This window comes from Vibrio lentus, assembly GCF_002875945.1.
GTDB lineage: Bacteria > Pseudomonadota > Gammaproteobacteria > Enterobacterales > Vibrionaceae > Vibrio > Vibrio apostichopi.
The window spans coordinates 1-19,199 of sequence record NZ_MCZK01000041.1; the positions used below are offsets into that span (position 1 = coordinate 1).

Annotated in this window: 18 protein-coding genes and 1 riboswitch; of the genes, 8 read left to right on the forward strand and 10 right to left on the reverse strand. The window is 44.3% G+C overall.

Translation table 11 applies throughout. From position 1 onward, the window contains the following. From BCT49_RS03625 to BCT49_RS03635, 3 genes are all read left to right on the forward strand, one after another. Positions 1–740 (forward strand): aminotransferase class III-fold pyridoxal phosphate-dependent enzyme (locus BCT49_RS03625; RefSeq protein ID WP_133151638.1); only part of this gene is annotated, 740 nt, incomplete at its 5' end. 127 nt (positions 741–867) lie between these two features. Beyond that, positions 868–1,686 carry a phosphonoacetaldehyde hydrolase gene (gene phnX, locus BCT49_RS03630; RefSeq protein ID WP_102434178.1) on the forward strand — a complete coding sequence of 273 codons (819 nt, stop codon included), beginning with the start codon at positions 868–870 and terminating at the stop codon, positions 1,684–1,686. A gap of 440 nt (positions 1,687–2,126) precedes the next feature. Next, on the forward strand, positions 2,127–3,197 hold the full coding sequence (locus tag BCT49_RS03635; RefSeq protein ID WP_102434179.1) for an OmpA family protein: 1,071 nt from the start codon (positions 2,127–2,129) through the stop codon (positions 3,195–3,197). A gap of 137 nt (positions 3,198–3,334) precedes the next feature. Here the strand turns inward: BCT49_RS03635 and BCT49_RS03640 are convergent, their stop codons facing one another. Continuing rightward, positions 3,335–3,733: an OsmC family protein gene (locus BCT49_RS03640; protein WP_102434180.1), complete on the reverse strand. Its 399-nt coding sequence runs from the start codon at positions 3,731–3,733 to the stop codon at positions 3,335–3,337. 200 nt (positions 3,734–3,933) lie between these two features. Between BCT49_RS03640 and msrB the strand changes: the two genes are divergently transcribed. Further along, positions 3,934–5,076: a peptide-methionine (R)-S-oxide reductase MsrB gene (gene msrB, locus BCT49_RS03645; RefSeq protein ID WP_102434181.1), complete on the forward strand. Its 1,143-nt coding sequence runs from the start codon at positions 3,934–3,936 to the stop codon at positions 5,074–5,076. Positions 5,077–5,181: 105 nt separating this feature from the next. On the opposite strand, the gene BCT49_RS03650 is transcribed toward msrB, so the two are convergent. Both BCT49_RS03650 and BCT49_RS03655 read right to left on the reverse strand, forming a co-directional pair. Then, on the reverse strand, positions 5,182–6,549 hold the full coding sequence (locus BCT49_RS03650; protein ID WP_065112761.1) for a TrkH family potassium uptake protein: 1,368 nt from the start codon (positions 6,547–6,549) through the stop codon (positions 5,182–5,184). A 33-nt stretch (positions 6,550–6,582) separates the two neighbouring features. Further along, complete coding sequence (locus tag BCT49_RS03655; protein ID WP_102434182.1) at positions 6,583–7,239, reverse strand: potassium channel family protein; 657 nt, start codon at positions 7,237–7,239, stop codon at positions 6,583–6,585. Positions 7,240–7,425: 186 nt separating this feature from the next. Between BCT49_RS03655 and BCT49_RS03660 the strand changes: the two genes are divergently transcribed. The 3 genes from BCT49_RS03660 to BCT49_RS03670 all read left to right on the forward strand — a co-directional run bounded on the left by BCT49_RS03660 (position 7,426) and on the right by BCT49_RS03670 (position 11,680). After that, on the forward strand, positions 7,426–8,541 hold the full coding sequence (locus tag BCT49_RS03660; RefSeq protein ID WP_102434183.1) for a mechanosensitive ion channel family protein: 1,116 nt from the start codon (positions 7,426–7,428) through the stop codon (positions 8,539–8,541). Positions 8,542–8,684: 143 nt separating this feature from the next. Next, positions 8,685–10,238: a mannose-1-phosphate guanylyltransferase/mannose-6-phosphate isomerase gene (locus BCT49_RS03665; protein ID WP_102434184.1), complete on the forward strand. Its 1,554-nt coding sequence runs from the start codon at positions 8,685–8,687 to the stop codon at positions 10,236–10,238. Beyond that, a complete protein-coding gene (locus BCT49_RS03670; protein WP_102434185.1) occupies positions 10,235–11,680 on the forward strand; it encodes a phosphomannomutase CpsG in 1,446 nt (481 codons plus the stop codon). The genes BCT49_RS03665 and BCT49_RS03670 overlap by 4 nt, the downstream gene beginning before the upstream one ends. A gap of 71 nt (positions 11,681–11,751) precedes the next feature. On the opposite strand, the gene BCT49_RS03675 is transcribed toward BCT49_RS03670, so the two are convergent. The 5 genes from BCT49_RS03675 to BCT49_RS03695 all read right to left on the reverse strand — a co-directional run bounded on the left by BCT49_RS03675 (position 11,752) and on the right by BCT49_RS03695 (position 15,054). After that, the gene (locus tag BCT49_RS03675) at positions 11,752–12,159 is read right to left on the reverse strand and encodes a hypothetical protein (RefSeq protein ID WP_102434186.1); all 408 of its coding nucleotides are present in this window, start codon (positions 12,157–12,159) and stop codon (positions 11,752–11,754) included. A gap of 176 nt (positions 12,160–12,335) precedes the next feature. Next, positions 12,336–13,388: a 3-deoxy-7-phosphoheptulonate synthase AroG gene (aroG, locus tag BCT49_RS03680; RefSeq protein ID WP_017106233.1), complete on the reverse strand. Its 1,053-nt coding sequence runs from the start codon at positions 13,386–13,388 to the stop codon at positions 12,336–12,338. 313 nt (positions 13,389–13,701) lie between these two features. Then, positions 13,702–13,917 (reverse strand): DUF3820 family protein, encoded by a 216-nt coding sequence (locus tag BCT49_RS03685; protein ID WP_048616961.1) that lies wholly within the window; start codon positions 13,915–13,917, stop codon positions 13,702–13,704. Between the two features lie 12 nt (positions 13,918–13,929). Then, the gene (locus tag BCT49_RS03690; protein WP_102434187.1) at positions 13,930–14,601 is read right to left on the reverse strand and encodes a DUF3313 domain-containing protein; all 672 of its coding nucleotides are present in this window, start codon (positions 14,599–14,601) and stop codon (positions 13,930–13,932) included. A gap of 99 nt (positions 14,602–14,700) precedes the next feature. Continuing rightward, positions 14,701–15,054, reverse strand: a complete 354-nt coding sequence (locus BCT49_RS03695; protein WP_102434188.1) for a transcriptional regulator — start codon at positions 15,052–15,054, stop codon at positions 14,701–14,703. A gap of 322 nt (positions 15,055–15,376) precedes the next feature. Next, positions 15,377–15,466, forward strand: a riboswitch (cyclic di-GMP riboswitch). 73 nt (positions 15,467–15,539) lie between these two features. On the opposite strand from BCT49_RS03695, the gene gbpA reads away from it, so the two are divergent. Then, complete coding sequence (gbpA, locus tag BCT49_RS03700; RefSeq protein WP_102434189.1) at positions 15,540–17,006, forward strand: N-acetylglucosamine-binding protein GbpA; 1,467 nt, start codon at positions 15,540–15,542, stop codon at positions 17,004–17,006. 111 nt (positions 17,007–17,117) lie between these two features. Here gbpA and cyoE read toward each other — a convergent pair whose 3' ends face one another. After that, positions 17,118–18,128 carry a heme o synthase gene (cyoE, locus tag BCT49_RS03705; protein ID WP_102434190.1) on the reverse strand — a complete coding sequence of 337 codons (1,011 nt, stop codon included), beginning with the start codon at positions 18,126–18,128 and terminating at the stop codon, positions 17,118–17,120. Continuing rightward, a complete protein-coding gene (locus tag BCT49_RS03710; protein ID WP_102434191.1) occupies positions 18,118–19,173 on the reverse strand; it encodes a COX15/CtaA family protein in 1,056 nt (351 codons plus the stop codon). Before BCT49_RS03710 ends, cyoE begins: the two co-directional genes overlap by 11 nt. Between the last annotated feature and the right edge of the window lie 26 nt (positions 19,174–19,199).

The following is a 19,199-nucleotide window of genomic DNA, read 5'->3' on the forward strand; positions in this document are numbered from 1 at the left end:
TAAGCGGAGAAGAGCCCCTAAAGTACGTGATTGAAAAAGAAGGCGGTATTGGAGCCTTCATTGCCGAAGCGGTTCGTAACACAGACGTTCAAGTGCCAAGTAAGGCTTATTGGAAACGCATCCGTGAGATCTGTGATAAGCACAACGTCATGTTGATCATCGATGACATCCCAAATGGCATGGGCCGTAGCGGCGAATGGTTTACTCACCAAGCGTTTGATATCGAACCTGACATCCTATGTATCGGTAAAGGTTTTGGCGGCGGCTTGGTTCCAATTGCAGCCATGGTCACCAAAGACAAATACAACACGGCGGCGCAAGTCTCACTTGGTCACTACACCCATGAGAAAAGCCCAATAGGTTGCGCAGCAGCACTCGCCACCATGGAAGTGATTGAGCAAGAAAACCTACTAGAAAAAGTGCAAGCAGACAGCGTATTCGTGCGTGAACAACTGCTTCAAATGAAAGAGAAATATCCTGTCATTGGTGACGTTCGCGGCATCGGTCTGCTTTGGGGCGTAGAGTTGGTCACCGACCATATCACTAAGACCAGAGCTTTCGACGAAGCAGAAGCAGTACTTTACCAATGCCTGAACGATGGCCTGAGCTTTAAGGTGTCACAAGGTAACGTGATTCAGTTGAGTCCACCATTAATCATCAGCCGTAGCGAGTTAGAAGTCGCTTTGTCTATATTCGAAAAAGCGATAGCAAAAGTCTGCAAAGATTTTGAATACCTTTGAATCACCTTTTAAAGCACGTCTTGAAGCAATAATTTCAAGCAACCAATAACCTAAAACAATCAGTAACCTCCCGACTGAACCTTTGAGTCTTAAACAGGCGGGAAGTGACACACAATAGGACACTATTATGAACACGACATCACCTATCCAAGCGGTTATCTTTGACTGGGCTGGCACTATCGTTGATTTCGGCTCGTTTGCTCCAACCAGTATTTTTGTAGAAGCATTCAGACAAGGTTTCGACTTTGACATCGACCTAGCAGAAGCACGTGAACCCATGGGTATCGGCAAATGGGATCACATCCAAGCGGTGGGTCGAATTCCGGCTGTTGACGCTCGTTGGAACGCTCAATTCGGACGTTCAATGACCAGTGAAGACGTTGATGCGATCTACGCGGCATTCATGCCTCTTCAAAAAGCGAAAGTAGCCGACCACGCAGCGCCAATTTTAAACGCAATCGAAGTGGTGAATAACTTAAAAGAGAAGAACGTAAAAATAGGTTCTTGTTCTGGCTACCCACGAGAAGTGATGGACGTACTGATTCCAGCTGCAGCAGATTACGGTTATCTTCCTGACAACGTAGTCGCAACGGATGACTTACCGCAAGGCGGTCGCCCAGCTCCATTCATGGCACTTAAAAACGTCATTGACCTAGGCGTGACCAACGTTGCAGCTTGTGTGAAAGTGGATGACGCAGCACCGGGTATCGATGAAGGCCACAATGCAGGCATGTGGACGGTAGGCCTTGTTCTATCTGGTAACGAAGCAGGCTTAACCTACCAAGAATATGTAGATGCCGACGAAGCAACACTGGCAGCGGCACGTGAAAAAGCAAGCGTGAAGCTAAACAAATCAAACCCTCACTACCTGATCGATACCATCGCTGACTTACCTGGAGTGATTGCAGATATCGAAAAACGTTTACTGTCAGGTGAACGCCCTTAAACAAAAGCGAGCTATTCGCATGATGTAAAGTGCGCGAAAAACATCTCTGATAGCGTCAATTCAAATCCCTATCCAATCATGTACTCATTCGAGTTAAACATATTGGGTGGGGATTTTTGCTTTATAAGCATGATAAAGCGCAAGTTTTTGACCTATTCTCCTTTGAGCCACTGGTAAATGGACGAGGCTAGGCTATAGCTTAAATATAAGCATTCCAACAAATGACAAAATCAACAATAAAGGCACCTTAAATATATAATATTTAACAATTTCATTGACTCCAATACGCAATCAGATTAACAATATAAGTACTGAGAAAGAAATAGGTTCACCTGAACCAACACCTTGATTTACTTATTATAAGCAGTGTCGTAACCCAATAAGTGATCGTTTTACTGGTAAGTTCAGATAAAAATAAGAGTTAATCCAAGGAAAAGATTATGAAAAAATTGTCAAAAATCATGTGTGCTGTTGTAGCCGCTTCAGGCTTAGCAGCAGCTCCTTCTATTGCTGCAACGACTTACGTGGGTGCAAAAGTGGGCGTGGGCTGGCTAGACAGTGCATGCGTAAGCGGTGAAAAATGTGATGATGATGCAATTGGTGCTGGCATCTACTCTGGTTACAATTTTAATGACAAGTTTGGTATTGAGCTAAGCTCAGACTTCCTTGGCGACTACAAGACAAGCTTTTCAAAGAATGGCACAACAGCTGCGTTCAGCGATCCACTGATCGCAATCTCTCTAACTCCAATGTACCGTCTACCAGTACAACAAGAGTTTGACGTATTCTTCAAAGCGGGTCCTGCATACATTTCACACGGTGGCGAAGATGACGTTGTTCTTTCTGCTGGTATCGGTGTAGAGAAGCAACTGTCTTCTGATTGGGCATTACGTGTTGAATACCAATACTTTGATGATTTCGACGACAACTTCGTTCAAGACCTAAACTCGAACCTACTTTCTGTTGGTGTTAGCTACAACTTCGGTACAGGTAACACAACGGCATCAGCGGCGGCTGCAACAGCTTCTGCAGTAGCAGTGACTCAAGCGCCATCTGAGTCAATCACAGAGCCAGCAGTTGTTGTTGAAGAGAAAACAACAGTCGTTGTGACTAAAGCGCAAACAGAGAGCTACTCTCAAGAAATGTTCGCGACTAACAGCACTGAACTGTCTACAGACGGTAAGATTGCACTACAACCATTGGTTGAAGTACTTAAAGCTCACCCTCAATCAAGCGTTGTTGTTGTTGGTCACACTGACTCAACAGGTGCAGCTGAATACAACATGATGATCTCTAAGAAACGTGCTGCTGCAGTAGCTGCACACATCGAAGAGCAAGGCATTGCTGCTGACCGCATCACTGCAACAGGTGAAGGCGAAGAGAACCCAGTTGCATCGAATGATACAGCTGAAGGCCGTGCTCAAAACCGTCGTGTTGACGCAACGATCCCTGGTTTTGAATACCAGCAAGAAGTGAAAGTTGAAGAAGTTATCGTTGAAGCTGCTGAATAATAGCACTCCACCTTAGCTCAAATAATAAGGGCGGAGCACTTGAAAGTGCTCCGCCCTTTTGTTTATCTGGCTCTGCCTATAAACCGTAAGCCTTAAGCCGCAAAAATCAGCCTAACACCAGAGCGGCAATCCGAAGACTAGATGATTTCCCAGCTGTGGGTCATCTCTACGCCCGCGCCCAGCATTAGGCATACTGAACAGTATTTCTCTAACGAATCCGCACAGACCTTAGCAACCAACTCAGGATCAAGGTTGTCACCAGATACTTCAAAATGAATATTAATCACAGTGAAGATTTTTGGCGCCGTTTCACGACGTGTGGTTTCAAGTTTTGCATTACAGCCTGTGATGTTCTGGCCTGCCGATTTCAAACCATCTACGACATCAACAGAGCTACAACCACCAGCGGCCATCAGCACCATCTCCATAGGGCTTGGCGCTGTAGCACCACCGCTTCCGTCCATAACGATAGAATGGCCTGATTGAGATTGACCTAGGAATTTAAAGCCTTCGACCCATTTAACTTCTGCTTGCATGTTGTTCCTTAGATGTACGAAAACCGTCATCATTAACTAGTCTTTTATATCAATGCCTACACCCTACTACTGGCGGCATTTATGAGCAAGATTTCTGTTTGAGATATTTTTTTCATGAATTGTGCAATTTTTTCCATCTAAAACCTGTCTCTATTCGTACATTCAAAATCGAATGAAAAGAACGTCAAGATGAGGTATCTATGAATAAATTATCTAAAATATTGGTATCACTCGTGGTTGCGCTACCACTGATTTCGCTGTTTGTGAGCCAGACTGGCACTGCCAATACAATGGATAAAACGGCAAATTCAAGCAAGAGTGAAATCGCGACACTGGCCGGTGGTTGTTTTTGGTGTACAGAATCCGATCTGGAGAAGTTGACTGGTGTCACCGACGTTATCTCTGGGTATTCTGGTGGTGAATTAGAAAATCCAACCTACAAACAAGTTTCATCAGGTAAGTCTGGTCACATCGAAGTGATCAACGTGACTTATAACCCTGATGTGGTTAGCTACGAACAGGTACTTGACCAATTCTTCAGACACATAGACCCAACCGATGACAAAGGGTCATTCGTTGACAGAGGCCCACAATATCGACCTGCTGTTTTCTATCATAACCAAGAGCAAAAAGACGTCGCTCAGAGCTTCATGATGGAAATCGATAAGGCTCAGATCTTTGGTGAACCACTAAAAACTGAACTGATTAAGTTTGAGAAATTCTGGCCAGCAGAGGATTACCATCAAGATTATTACAAGAAGAGCAAGGTTCGTTATAACTACTACCGCTACGCTTCTGGTCGTGATCAGTACCTTGATAAAGTCTTCGGTGATGATAGAAAAGAAAATCCGAAAACGATCCGTCAGATCATCGATGGTAAGAATGCGACAGCCAATGCTAAGACATACAGCAAGCCGTCTGATGCAGAGATCAAAGCCTCTCTAACTTCACTGCAATACGATGTGACACAAGACGACGCAACAGAGCGCCCGTTTGACAACAAATACTGGGATAACAAGCAAGAAGGTATTTACGTTGATATCGTAACCGGTGAGCCTTTGTTCTCTTCAAAAGACAAATACAAATCAGGTACAGGTTGGCCGAGCTTCACACAGCCAATTAGCGAGGCTTATGTCGTAACGACTACTGACTACAAGCTGCTCTACCCAAGAACAGAGGTTCGCAGTAAATTTGGTGACTCTCACCTAGGACATGTATTTAAAGATGGTCCAAAGCCAACAGGCTTACGTTACTGCATGAACTCAGCCGCTATGCGCTTTATCCCAGCAGATAAATTGGCTGAAGAAGGCTACGAAGAATATATTGAAATGTTCGAAGGCTAAGTGCTAAGAAATTAGAGCTACACCTACACCTATAACAACAAAGCCAGCATATCGCTGGCTTTGTTGTTACTGACAAAATGTGATTCATTAACCTGTTAACGTTATTTAACCCGTTAACACAGTATCTTCGGGATATTTCAACAAGGAAGGTTCTGGACGAGCCAACATGTACGCCAAAGTCAAAGGACCAATACGCCCGATTACCATCACGACAATCATGATGTATTTACCCGGTTCAGTTAGGTTTGCTGTTAATCCTGCCGTTAGTCCAACAGTTGCAAAGGCAGAAATCACCTCAAACATCACTCGGTCAAACGCGGCCTGCTCAGTAAGCATTAACAAAAACATCGCGGTAGTTAATAACGCTCCACTGACCACAATAATCGCCAATGACTTTGTTACCGCTTGCCAAGTAACGGTGCGCTTAAACATCACTACATGCTTTTTCTGACGCAGGAAGGTCCAAGTCGCGACAAATGCAACCGCAAAGGTCGAGACCTTGATACCACCACCAGTGGAAGTCGAGCCAGCACCAATCAACATCAGTACTATCATCACCAATAATGCCGGTTGCGTATACTGAGACAAATCCACACTGTTAAAACCAGCGGTACGAGCACTCGCCGATTGGAAAAATGCCGCTAACCACTGACCTTGTATCGAAAGTCCTTCCATCGTTGCTGAGTTATTTCTCTCCAATAACCAAAACATAACCGTACCCACCAACAACAAAGTTGGTGTCGCGGTCAGCATGATCTTGGTGTGTAAATGCAGGTGTTGAAAACCTTTACGCCAGTTACTCGATAAGTCGCCGACTACCGTGAAACCTAATCCACCAAAGATGAATAAACCCGCCAAGGTAAAGATCACCAATGGATCATCAACAAAACTCATCATACTGTCGGAGAACAGCGCGAAACCTGCGTTATTAAATGCAGATATAGCGTGAAAGAGTGCATAAAAGCTTCCCGTTGCCCATCCCATTTCTGGAACCCAACGGAAACAGAGCAACACAAAACCGACAAATTCCGCCACCAATGCAAAGATTATGATCTTCTTGACTAACTTACGCAGGTTAATCTTTCGGTCTTGCCCCAATGCTTCTTTGGCTAAAGCTTGTTGCTTTAAGCTTAACCGAACACCAAACATATAAAGCAGTACCGCAGACAGGGTCATTTGCCCTAACCCGCCCACTTGCATCAAAAACATCAGCAAGATTTTGCCCGCCAAAGTGAAGTGTTCACCCGTGTCAACAACGCCCAAACCTGTCACACTGATTGCGGATGTGGCAGTAAACAACGCATCAGTAAAGCTAAGACCTGTCACAGAGAAGACTGGCAGCGTCAGCAAGATTGCAGAAGGGATAAGAACACCTAGGAAACTCGTAAGGATAATCTTCGGCTCAGAGCCTTTGCGTGGCTTTTTATCTGTGTTGAGCGTGTAAAAAGTACCTTTTCGTTTCAACGAATTCATACGGCTACCTTATTACCAATTACTTATTACCAGTTACCAGTTACGTAACTTTCTAGACAAGGTATCTTTCGGCCCTGCAATGATCACCACATCACCGATCTCTAAACTGACATCAAGTTCAGGTGCTTTGGTTAGGTTCGGGCCGCGCTTGAAGCCAAGCACTTCAACCCCGACCTCTTTACACAACTTGAGGTCGCGAAGTTGCTTACCCAATAACTTTGAGCCGATAACGATTTCTGTCATCGCTAAGCCACTACCTAGGTCGATAAATTCAAGAACGCGTCGGTCCAACATCTTACGCGCAACTCGGATCCCCATGTCTCGCTCAGGCATAATGATGTGGTCAGCGCCAATCTTAGCTAGGATCTTTCCGTGAAACTTATCGTTCGCCTTCACCCAAACAGCCTTAGCGCCAGACTCTTTCACTACCAACGTCGTTAGAATGCTTGAGTTAACATCAGAGCCAATCGACACCATCACCATGTCGTAATCGTCGAGCCTTAACTCTTTTACCGTTTCTTCGCTCGTGCAGTTCGCAACAATCGCTTGTGAAACAAAAGCCGCCGCTTCTTTCACTCGCTCTTCATCAATATCAACGGCTAATACTTGCGCCCCTGAGCTTTGCAGCTCTTTGCAGACAGATAGACCAAAACGCCCCAAGCCGATAACTGCATATTGTTTGTCGCTCATTTGAAATCCTGTTTAGAAATTTTAATTACACGGGATAGCCAAAGCTACATTAGTTTCTATCTCAAAAAAAGTTAGTTTTTCGATAATAAGGTTATACTAGTGTCATAATCGCTTGATTTATAAAGGTAGAGAACAACTCCAGTTTCTGCTAATTTCCAATTCATAATTTCTGCGGCAGCACACACAATGAATGAATTCATCACCCAAGTACAAACCTATATAAACCAGAGCCATAGTGATTGGGGCAACAGCGTCCTGTTCATCACTATTGCGAGTTTTTTCGCTTGGGTAGCTTGGCGAATTATCCATAATCGCCTAGAAATCTTAGTCAAAAGAACCCCATTTCATTGGGATGACCTATTATTAGAAGCCTTAAAAACGCCAGTTAGTACGCTACTTTGGTGTTGGCCTGGTACTGTGTCTCTTGGTTTGATTCTTCAAGACCAATTTGGCAATGAAATCAATTGGCTAAGAACACTTAAGCATATTCTTATTATATGTACCTTTGTTTGGTTCACTCTGAGAATGATCACGAACTCAGAGGCCTATGTTTTAAAACAGAAGACCAGAGACGAAACCACCGTTCAGGCTATCGCGAAAGTCGCTCGCTTGTTCTTCATGGTGATGGGTGGCCTGACAATCATGCAGGCATTCGGCCTCAGCCTTTCAGGCTTGCTGACATTCGGTGGTGTGGGTGGCTTAATCGTCGGTTTGGCGGCTAAAGACTTACTGTCGAACTTTTTTGGTGGGATGATGATTTACTTCGACCGTCCTTTTAAAGTCGGAGATTGGATTCGCTCTCCTGATCGTCAAATTGAAGGGACGGTTGAACGTATTGGCTGGCGCATGACCATCATTCGTACCTTTGATAAGCGCCCTTTGTACGTGCCAAATTCCGTGTTCAGTAACATTGTGGTGGAGAACCCATCAAGGATGCTGAACCGCAGAATCAATGAGACTTTTGGGCTTCGTTACCAAGATGCAAACAAGCTCGCTCTGATTGTGGATGACGTGAAAGCTATGCTCGAAACGCACCCTGACATTGATGCTAAGCAGACGTTGATCGTTAACTTTGATAAGTTTGGCCCATCAACACTCAACTTCTTTATCTACACCTTCACAAAAACGGTCAATTGGGTGAGATACCACGAAGTTAAACAAGACGTTCTCTTACAGGTGTTAGCGATTATTCATAAGCACAATGCGGATATCGCCTTCCCAACACAAACACTTAAGATCGATCCTCAAGGCTTTAACGAAGCTCAAGCTATCGTTACTTCTAATCCTGAAACTCACCAATAACCACACCGATATTGCTTATCGTTAAGTAAATTTCTTGTCCATAAGTAAATTGGTTAGCGGTAAGTAAACTGGTTATCGATAAGTAAACCAGGTGAAGCGTGGTAATATGGTGCCAGTATTTTAATGCACTCAATTACCACTCTATGATTTTACCTGTCATTCTAGCTGGCGGCTCTGGTAGCCGCCTCTGGCCACTGTCTCGAGAGCTCTACCCTAAGCAGTTCCTCAACATTGCTGGCGAACAGTCAATGCTTCAACAAACCCTTCAACGCCTGCAGGGCCTTGAAGAGTACCTAAGTGATAGTAAGTGCGCTGATCCCTTAATCATTTGCAATGAAGAGCATCGCTTTATTGCCGCTGAACAAACTCGATCAGCTAACATCCAACACAGTGGTATTCTGCTAGAGCCTGTCGGTCGAAACACGGCTCCAGCCATCGCATTAGCGGCATTACAAGCTTTAGGTAAATCAACCCATAATGAGCAGAATGCATCAGACCCGATCTTATTAGTACTGGCTGCTGATCATCACATCGCTAACACCTCTGAATTCCAACAAGTGATCAGTGGTGGTGTTGATTACGCGAAGCAAGGCAAACTGGTGACATTCGGCATAACACCCAACGCTCCAGAAACGGGTTATGGCTATATCAAACAGGGGGAACCTCTTTCCCCTCTCGTTCAAACTGATACCAATGCTAAAGAGCAGTCAGCGCATCATGCTTACGCTATTGAATGCTTCGTTGAAAAACCCGATCAAGCGACAGCAGCAGAGTACATTCGCTCAGAGCAGTACTTATGGAACAGTGGCATGTTCATGTTTAAAGCATCTCGCTACCTTGAAGAACTTGCTGAACATCATCCAGATATCTTAGCCGCTTGCAAACTTGCTCTTTCAAAGCAAAATACCGACCTCGACTTTATCCGTATCGACGCCAACGCGTTTAAAAACAGTCCAAGCGATTCTATCGATTATGCCGTGATGGAAAAGACCTCACATGCCGCTGTGATCCCAATGGATGTTGGTTGGAATGATATTGGGTCGTGGTCTGCTATCTGGGATGTCAGTAATAAAGATGAGCATAACAACGTCATTGAAGGCGATGTGTTAACCGTCGACTCTCAACACAACTACATTCATGCGGAAAATAAGCTAGTCGCGACAGTAGGCGTCGAAAACCTGATTATTGTCGAAACCAAAGATGCAATATTGGTTGCGAGTAAAGATAAAGTTCAGGGCGTGAAATCGATTGTTAGCCAACTGAATCAAGCTGGTCGAACTGAACACATTTACCACCGAGAAGTCTTTAGGCCTTGGGGGAAATACGATGTGATCGATCTAGGCAAGCGCGACAAAGTAAAACGCATCACCGTAAAACCCGGTCACAAGCTATCGCTACAAATGCATCACCATAGAGCGGAGCACTGGGTTGTCGTAGCGGGCATCGCGAAGGTAACCAATGATGAGAAAACTTACCTAGTCGAAGAAGACCAATCCACCTACATTCCATTAGGACATGTTCATAGCTTAGAAAACCCAGGCGAACTGCCACTCGAAATGATCGAAGTACAAACCGGCAGCCATTTGAGTGAAGACGACATCATTCGGTATCAAGACAGCTATGGTCGAGACGTGAAATGCGAACAGTCCGACCCGTCTCAAATCACAAATCGAACTAAAGCAGCAACAAATCGATGAAATCAACATTAGACCTAAGCTGCTTTAAGAATAACGATATCCGCGGCATCATTGGTGAACAAATCAATGAACACCTCGCCTTTCTGCTTGGAAAGGCATTTGGCGAACACGTACTTTTTGCTTCAACTGAAACCTCACTCGATAGCTTGGCTCAAGTAGTGATAGGTCGTGATAACCGCGAAACGTCCCTTTCATTACAAGAAGCCATGACCAAAGGCTTAATCGAGTCTGGGATAGCCGTCATAGACCTAGGTATGACTGGTACTGAAGAGGTCTACTTTGCGACTCGCCACCTAGAAGCGATTGGTGGAATCCAAATTACGGCAAGCCATAACCCAATCAATTACAACGGAATGAAATTAGTTGGTTTGGACGCTAGCCCGCTCAGTAAAAACAGTGGTTTAAAAAAAATCAAACAACGTATTGTAGTTCTAGATCAAGAGCTAAATAACGACTTACCTATCAGTCATGTACAACCAAAGAACTCTAGTAGATTGACCAGCATTATCGCCCCTTATGTAGACCACCTACTCTCGTATATAAAGCCGTCAAAGTTATCACCAATGAAGATTGTAGTTAATTCTGGCAACGGTGTTGCAGGGCATGTTATCGATGCTTTAGAGAGTCGCTTCAACGAATTCAGTGTTCCTATCACTTTCATCAAGGTTCACCATGCTCCAGACGGAAAATTTCCCAATGGCATTCCCAACCCATTGATTAAAGAAAACCAAACAGCAACTCGAAATGCTGTGTTAGAACATTCGGCCGATCTAGGGGTTGCGTGGGATGGTGATTTTGACCGCTGCTTTTTCTTTGATGAAAAAGGCAATTATATTGAGGGTTACTATATTGTCGGGTTGCTCGCTGAAGCATTTTTGTTAAAAGAGCCTAACGCCACAGTGTTGCACGATGTGCGTATGACATGGAACACGATTGAAGTCGCCAACAAGCTTAATGGGAAGGCTATTGCTGTCAAAGCCGGACATGCCCTCATTAAAGAGAAGATGAGAGAATTAAACGCTGTGTACGGTGGTGAAATGAGTGCGCACCATTATTTCCGTGATTTTGGGTATTGCGATTCAGGAATGATTCCTTGGCTCTTAGTGATTGAACTAATCTGCGAGACTCAACAAACTCTTCATCAATTGACCAGCTCGAGTATGGATAGATTCCCCTCTTCAGGAGAGATAAATCGTAGGGTTTCAAAACCAGAACAAGTCATGACTTGTGTGTTGTCGCACTATCAAGTAGATGCCGTTGAGATCGATCACACAGACGGGCTCAGCATGAATATGGGCACGTGGCGCTTCAACTTAAGAAAGTCCAATACAGAGCCGCTGATACGCCTCAACGTAGAAACCAAGCAAGATAGAACTTTGCTGTCACAAAAAGTGGAAGAGCTTCTGAACCTAATCGGTACTAATTCAGGCCGAATCAAATAAACTTGTGTTGTCATTTGCTAGGTAAACAAAAGCCGCAAATAATTGCGGCTTTCTCATGTCAGTAAACTGTACTATTTGAGCTGTCGAGCGGTATAGCTTTCACTGGTGACTCCAGAGCCTTTACGCTTTTTCATTGTGACTTTGACTGAACGCTTAGCATCTGCAACATCATAGCGAATAGCTTGTCCTAAGAACTTGTCGTTGCGTTTGAGTTCTCTGGCTTCTAACTTAATCGTTTTGTTACCGCGGTTCACATCGCAACGGTAATCCCAATCGTTATTGCCATCTTTCAAGCTAAGTAGAATACGCTGGTTGCTTTTTCCTGACGTCGCTTTAATACCACGAGGTTGCTTGTCAATCGCTAGAGCAAGACCAGCCTTACATAGTTGCTCTACGTTAAAGCCAGTTGCGGCTTGTACATTTGATATAGAAAACGTGTTTACTGCAATTAATACGACACTCGCCAATACTGCTTTCATTGATACGACTCTTCAGTTTATGGAACACCACACCATTTAACCATTCACTATACGATAAGTAAATGAGTTTATAGTATAACAACCCTTAAAATGACAAGCCCACAAAAAAGCCCTTACTAGCAACGGCTAATAAGGGCTTTGAATTTTCAGTCGCTTAGTCGCTGACTGTCATTAGTCTATTTGTTGCGGCGAGCTTCAACAGCGTCTGCCAACTGGCGAAGTACTGTTTCAGTATCTTCCCAACCAATACATGCATCAGTAACAGATTGGCCGTAAGTTGCAGCTTTACCATCAACAAGATCTTGGCGACCTTCAACAAGGTGAGATTCAATCATCACACCAAAGATAGCTTTGTCGCCGCCAGAAATTTGAGCACTAACGTCATCAGATACATTCATTTGACGCTTAAACTGCTTAGAGCTGTTTGCGTGGCTGAAATCAATCATTACCTTTTGTGGAAGGCCTGACGCCGCTAGTTCTTCTTTAATTTTACCCACATGCTCAGCGCTGTAGTTTGGCTCTTTACCGCCACGTAAAATGATATGACAGTCAGGGTTACCCACTGTTTCAATAATTGCTGAGTGTCCGTACTTAGTTACAGATAAGAAGTGGTGCGAAGCACTTGCCGAACGAATCGCGTCTGTTGCGATCTTGATGTTGCCATCAGTACCGTTCTTAAAGCCAACTGGGCAAGATAAGCCAGAAGCCAATTCACGGTGAACTTGAGATTCTGTAGTACGTGCGCCGATTGCACCCCAGCTGATTAGGTCTGCTACGTATTGAGGCGTGATCATATCAAGGAATTCACTTGCCGTAGGCATTCCCATATCAGTTAGGTCAAGCAATAGCTTACGTCCAAGACGAAGACCATCATTTAGCTTGAACGTATCGTTCATGTACGGGTCGTTGATTAGGCCTTTCCAACCAACAGTTGTACGTGGTTTTTCAAAGTAAACACGCATTACGATTTCAAGGTTATCGCCTAGTTCGTCGCGTAGTACTTTCAAACGTTTACCATACTCAAGCGCAGCTTCTGTGTCATGAATAGAACATGGGCCAACAATAACAAGCAAGCGGTCGTCGCTTTCTTCTAGAATATTGTGGATCGCTTTGCGGCTTTCAAAGGTTGTAGAAGAAGCAACTTCTGTCGCTGGAAACTTTTCTAAAACAGCAACAGGTGGTAATAACTCTTTTACTTTGTTAATTCTTACATCATCAGTCTGGAACATTGCTTACTTCTTCCTTTTTTCTATCCTTGAGCTGAATGTACGTTGTCTCACGTAACTTTCTATCAGCACTAATCTTCTTGTTCCCTGTAACTTAACTAGTAAAAACTCTAGTTTCAATCACTAATTGAAAATAAACGCAATTTTTTTTGTGTTTTATATTTAAAACACCCTGTATACCATTATTTACACGCTATCGATTGCGTAATTTATGACAGGTTAAGAACGATTATTCTTCAAGCTTCACCATACATGTAAAATTATGCATAACTTGAAAATAAAAAAGCTCACGTGATTAACGTGAGCTTCTAACCAATTACATTCTTTTCAATGGCTTGACAACGCTATCAAGCCCTTCAATTTTTAATGCCAAACAGAGCTTGAGTAAATCACCTAACTCACCAGAGGGAAAACCTTTTTTATCAAACCACAGTAAATATTCCTCCGGCAGATCGATCAATATGCGACCAGCGTATTTACCAAATGGCATTTGCATTCTAGCAAGTTTAATCAGGTTCTCTTTCTCTAGCATTACAGGCTCTTTCTAGGCTTTTTCTATTCTTTGTAGAGTATCACCTAAACGCTCAACCCAATAGTTGATTGCATCTTTGGCATCATCCAGTGAATCAATCATTGTCGAGAAATCTTTATTGCCTGCTTCACGGTCGATGGCCGCAAACAATGGTGTGCCCTCTTGAGCATCACTTACCAAGAGCTCAACACTGGCGCTTCCCACATTGGTGTGCTCACCGGTCGTGACCTTTGATATGGTGGACATCGCAAGGCCAAACGGCAGTACACTACTGGTCACGGCTAAGATGGGGTTGGGTGTTTCAACGTTACTCAATGCAATACTTAGGCGCAGCGTATTCCCGGTAGGCTCATCGACAATCGTTTTATGGGGCGATATTTTCTCTTCCAAACGCGCAACCATATGATCAGTGAGTTCCTGAATGTCTTCCTGCTCTAACGACCCTTCCTCTGCCAGTACAAAAATTTGGTCGATCACCACTGAGTCATACTCATCGAGTTTGGCTTTCAGTCGTTGTGAATCACGTAATCCTATCCTTGCCCATACAAGATCGACGCCTCCATCAGGACCGGCGCTAAAATCATCATAGCTGGTGAATTTGGTTGCGGTTTTAATTGGGCCGCCTGCACAACCAAACAAAAAGATGCTGGTTGCAACAAGCAAGAGAAGTTTTAAAGGTGTCATAGCGCACTTCGGTTAAATTTAGGAATCTAAATAAGTATGCCATACCCTATGTGAAAAGGTTGTAGAAAAAGGGGTTAAAACTCAGAGCTATCTCAAAAATCAGTCATGTTGAACAGTGTGTGCATACTCGACAATCACTTGATTACCTTCAATGTAGGCATTTTGAATCTCACCATCCACACTCATTCGGCTTTTCAAATACACCACTTTAGGCCCATTCTCTCGACCTTCTTTCAGCGACGGGAAGACATTCCTTGGTTCTAAATGAAGTAAACGACAAAAGTGACTAATGAAAGACATCGTTAATGGCGTCTCGCCTCTCAATACTCTAGAGAAATCAAGCTGGTTCATTCCAAGCTTTTTTGAAAACTCCATCTGCGTAATTCGCATTCGCGATTTTTGTGACATCCAAGTTTGATACAGCGCGTCTCTATCTTGTTCTGTGAATTCCATACTGCTTCCTTTATATAACTTATACCAATCAATTGTCCGGCTTTTCATACATGGCGTGTCAGGGTTTGGTTAGTGGAAACCAAAGGTTTGGTTTTGATATGCGCGCAATTGTCGTACGGAACAAAACACAACAGCTCAAATCATTCACAAAAACGATTAGAGCAAATACTTTCTTCATTTATATCAATAATTTATACGTTAACGAACTAAACATATAGCAAGTTAATTTGTATTAAGAATTAAAAGTTCGAGATTAGCATTCCACATTTCAATCGATTGATTCGCATTTATAAAACTGGTTGGCTACATTCCGCTTGCTTAAACGCACTTCTGGCAAACTATTTGAAAGAATAGGACGCAAAGCCACCGGTCTGTCGACAAATATTCTGTCTATGATAGCGGAGCCGCCACTTAATAGGATTTAAGTGTCAATGCATGCCCGAGTGTTCTCTTTTTTTGTCGGCCAAATACAGTAAGGACAAATAATGAAACAACTCCCAAAAAAATCACTCATCGCGCTATCGCTACTTAGCATAAGCGGTGCAAGCTTCGGTCACGGTTATGTTTCGGCATACGATAATGGCGTAGCAGAAAGCCGTGTCGCGCTATGTAAATTCCCAGCGAATGATACACAAGAGAAAAACACCAACTGTGGTGGTATCCAATACGAGCCACAAAGTGTGGAAGGCCCTGAAGGTTTCCCTGAAGTCGGCCCTGCCGATGGAAAGATCGCCAGCGCGCAATCGTCTTTGGCGGCAGCGCTAGACGAGCAGACGGCAGATCGCTGGGTTAAACGTCCTATCAAGTCGGGCTCTCAATATTTTGAGTGGACGTTCACAGCGAACCACAAGACTAACGACTGGAAGTACTACATTACTCAACCAGACTGGAACCCAAACCAACCTTTGGCTCGTAGCTCTTTTGACTTAACACCATTCTGTGTTGTTGAAGGAAATGGAGAGCAACCACCGATGCAAGTGAGCCACTTGTGTAATGTGCCAGAACGCGAAGGTTATCAAGTGATCCTTGCTGTATGGGATGTGGGTGACACTGCAATGGCTTTCTACAACGTTATCGACGTGAAATTTGATGGCGACGGCCCTATCATCCCGGATTGGGATCAAGGCGGTCAAATCAACCCAACTCAAGACCTCAACATTGGTGATGCTGTTTACACTCGTGTCTTCGATCAATCGGGTGAGAACGCTTCATACAGCACCGAACTAGTGATTGAAAGCAACGAACAAGGCAAAGCAAACAACTGGTCTTACGCACTTGCGGCTAAGATCAACCAAGAGCAGACGCAAATCAAAGCAGGTCAATTAAACGGCCAAGGCGATTTCGCACCTATTTACGGCGCGAACCCTGTGTATCTAAAAGCTGGCTCTGGCTTTAACAGCGTAGAGATCGGTTACAAGATTGATACTCCAGAACCAGACTATGAGTTAGCAGTCACTGGCCTAGAGTCTGAATACATTATTGATGAAAGCCAGCCTACACAGCTTGATCTGACATTAGCGGCCACTGGCGATATTCAAGCAGAACTGACGGTGTACAACCATCACCGCGAAGCGCTTGCCTCTCAAAAATCTGAATTGGCAGACGGACAAGTGGAAGATGTTCAACTCACCCTTTCTAAGTCGGAAGCTGGCCATCATATGCTTGTAGTTGTGACTAAAGATGACCAAGGTAACTTAGTGGATCAGAACACGCTTGATTTCCATCTGATGGATGAGCAAACACCTCCACCAGCAGGCGATTACGACTTCGTATTCCCTGAGAGCATTGAGTCTTACACTTCAGGTACTAAGGTACTGAGCAGCGACGGCGGCGTTTATCAATGTAAAGAGTTCCCATACTCTGGCTACTGTGTTCAATGGGCTCCAACAGCAACTCAGTACGAACCAGGTGTCGGTTCACACTGGCAAGATGCTTGGAACAAAGTGGACTAATTACTAGCCAGTGACTTACTTTCTAGTAGTTAGGTTCTAGTAATCAGCAAAACAAAAACGGATGCCTAGAGCATCCGTTTTTTTATTCTGTAACAGCTGAAGCATCAGTTATCAAAGTAGATAGTGGTCCGCCAACAAAGCGACAAACAAAATCATAAGATGATAAATGGAGAACTTGAATGTCTTCATCGCCATGTTGGGCTCATCACGATATTTTAGAACCCATGCGTGATAGACAAACCCACCGTTTAGCACCAAAGACGCGCTCAGGTATATCCAACTACTCATCCCAACTAATACTGGAAGCACACATACGATGCTTAACAGCAAGGTATAGAGCAGAATCGATGTTTTGGTGTAGGCAATACCATGAGTCACAGGCAACATCGGAATATTCACCTTAGCGTATTCATCACGACGATGAATCGCCAATGCCCAGAAGTGCGGAGGCGTCCAGATAAAGATGATCATCACCAACAACCAAGCATTTGAGTGCAGTTCATTGGTCACCGCCGTCCAGCCCAATAACGGAGGCATTGCACCTGCGATCCCTGCAATCACGATGTTTTGCGGCGTAGCCCGCTTTAAGTACATGGTATAAATCACCGCATACCCTAATAAGCTCGCAAAGGTTAGCCAAGCGGTCAGTTGATTAACCCATACCACTAATGTCACAAAGCCAAGCAAACCGATGCCCGCAGCAAACGCGAACACTCGTACACTACTGAGCTCACCCGATGGTAAAGGACGTCGATTGGTACGAGACATCTGTCCATCGATCTTCTTGTCGATCAGATGGTTGAACGCAGCCGCTGAGCCCGCCATTAATCCTATTCCGATCATTCCAAACAGAGTTTGCTGTAAAGGTAATCCGTTAGGCACCGCCAAACACATCCCAACCAGTGCGGTCAGCAGCATCAAAGCCACGACCTTAGGTTTAGTCAGCGTTAAATAGACCTTCCAAGTGGCTTTGCTTTTCGAGACCAGCTCATTTTTTAGAGCACTTTCTCCGTTGGTTGCTATCTCTTGTCTGGCAGCTATCTCTTGGCTAGCAACTACCTCCTGGCCTGAAGCTGCACCTTGAAGCACCACTCCATGTTGTGTTGATGTTCTAGTGACCATGATTACCTCCTTGTAATACATCGTTCTTCATCAAGTACTCACTCGGTTGACGTTGCCAAACCACAAAGTTTGTAACAACCATGGTGACAAGTAACAGAGCGGCCACCAAGTTATGCAAAACGGCTACCGAGATCGGTAGGTGAAACCATACATTGCTGATCCCCAAACTGACCTGTGCAAACAACACTATCACCAAAGTGAGAGCCAGCTTTTTTTGCGGTCCTTTTTCAAGCTTCCAAAGCTGATAAACAATCATCAACACCGTAAGTGTTGCAGCGATAGCTCCGAACCGGTGCATGACATGTATGGTTAATCTCGCAGGATATTCCAACACACCAAACTCATAGTTATCATGGCCGTGTTGAGCAAAATCGAAAGCGTTCTTGAAATCTAAATAGCTTGTCCAGTTCCCTTCGCAGATCGGTAATTGGGTACACACCAAAGCGGCATAATTAGACGATGTCCATCCACCAAGTAATATCTGACCAACTACAACGATTAATCCAAACAATGCCCAAGCTTTAAGAGATGAATGAGAAATAGACTCACTAAAGTGATGTTGGACATTAGACAGACGACAATAGAGTAAACAGAGCAGAGAAAGCAGCGTGAACCCGCCCATAAGGTGTGCCATCACCACAACAGGCATCAGCTTTAGAGTAACCGTCCACATACCTAACAGGGCCTGAAAAATCACAGTGGCAGAAATAAGCAGAGGAAGTCCAACAGAGGTGATGTTCTTTTTGATGCACCAAGCGACAACAACGAAGATAAGTACCCCGAGCGAGCCAGCAAAGTAGCGATGTATCATCTCTATCCATGCTTTGTCTACTTCGAGAGATCGTTCTGGGAATTGGAGATTAGCTTCACTGATTGCTGTGGCATTGGATGGTACGGCCAGATTGCCATAACATCCTGGCCAATCAGGACAGCCAAGACCAGAATCCGACAAACGAGTATAAGCGCCAAGCACAATAACGGTGAGTGTCAGTAAAACAGTCAGCCTCATGATTACCATGAGTAATTTGGGCGCCCCATTTTGCATCGCTTATCTCCCTATCTCGAATCACT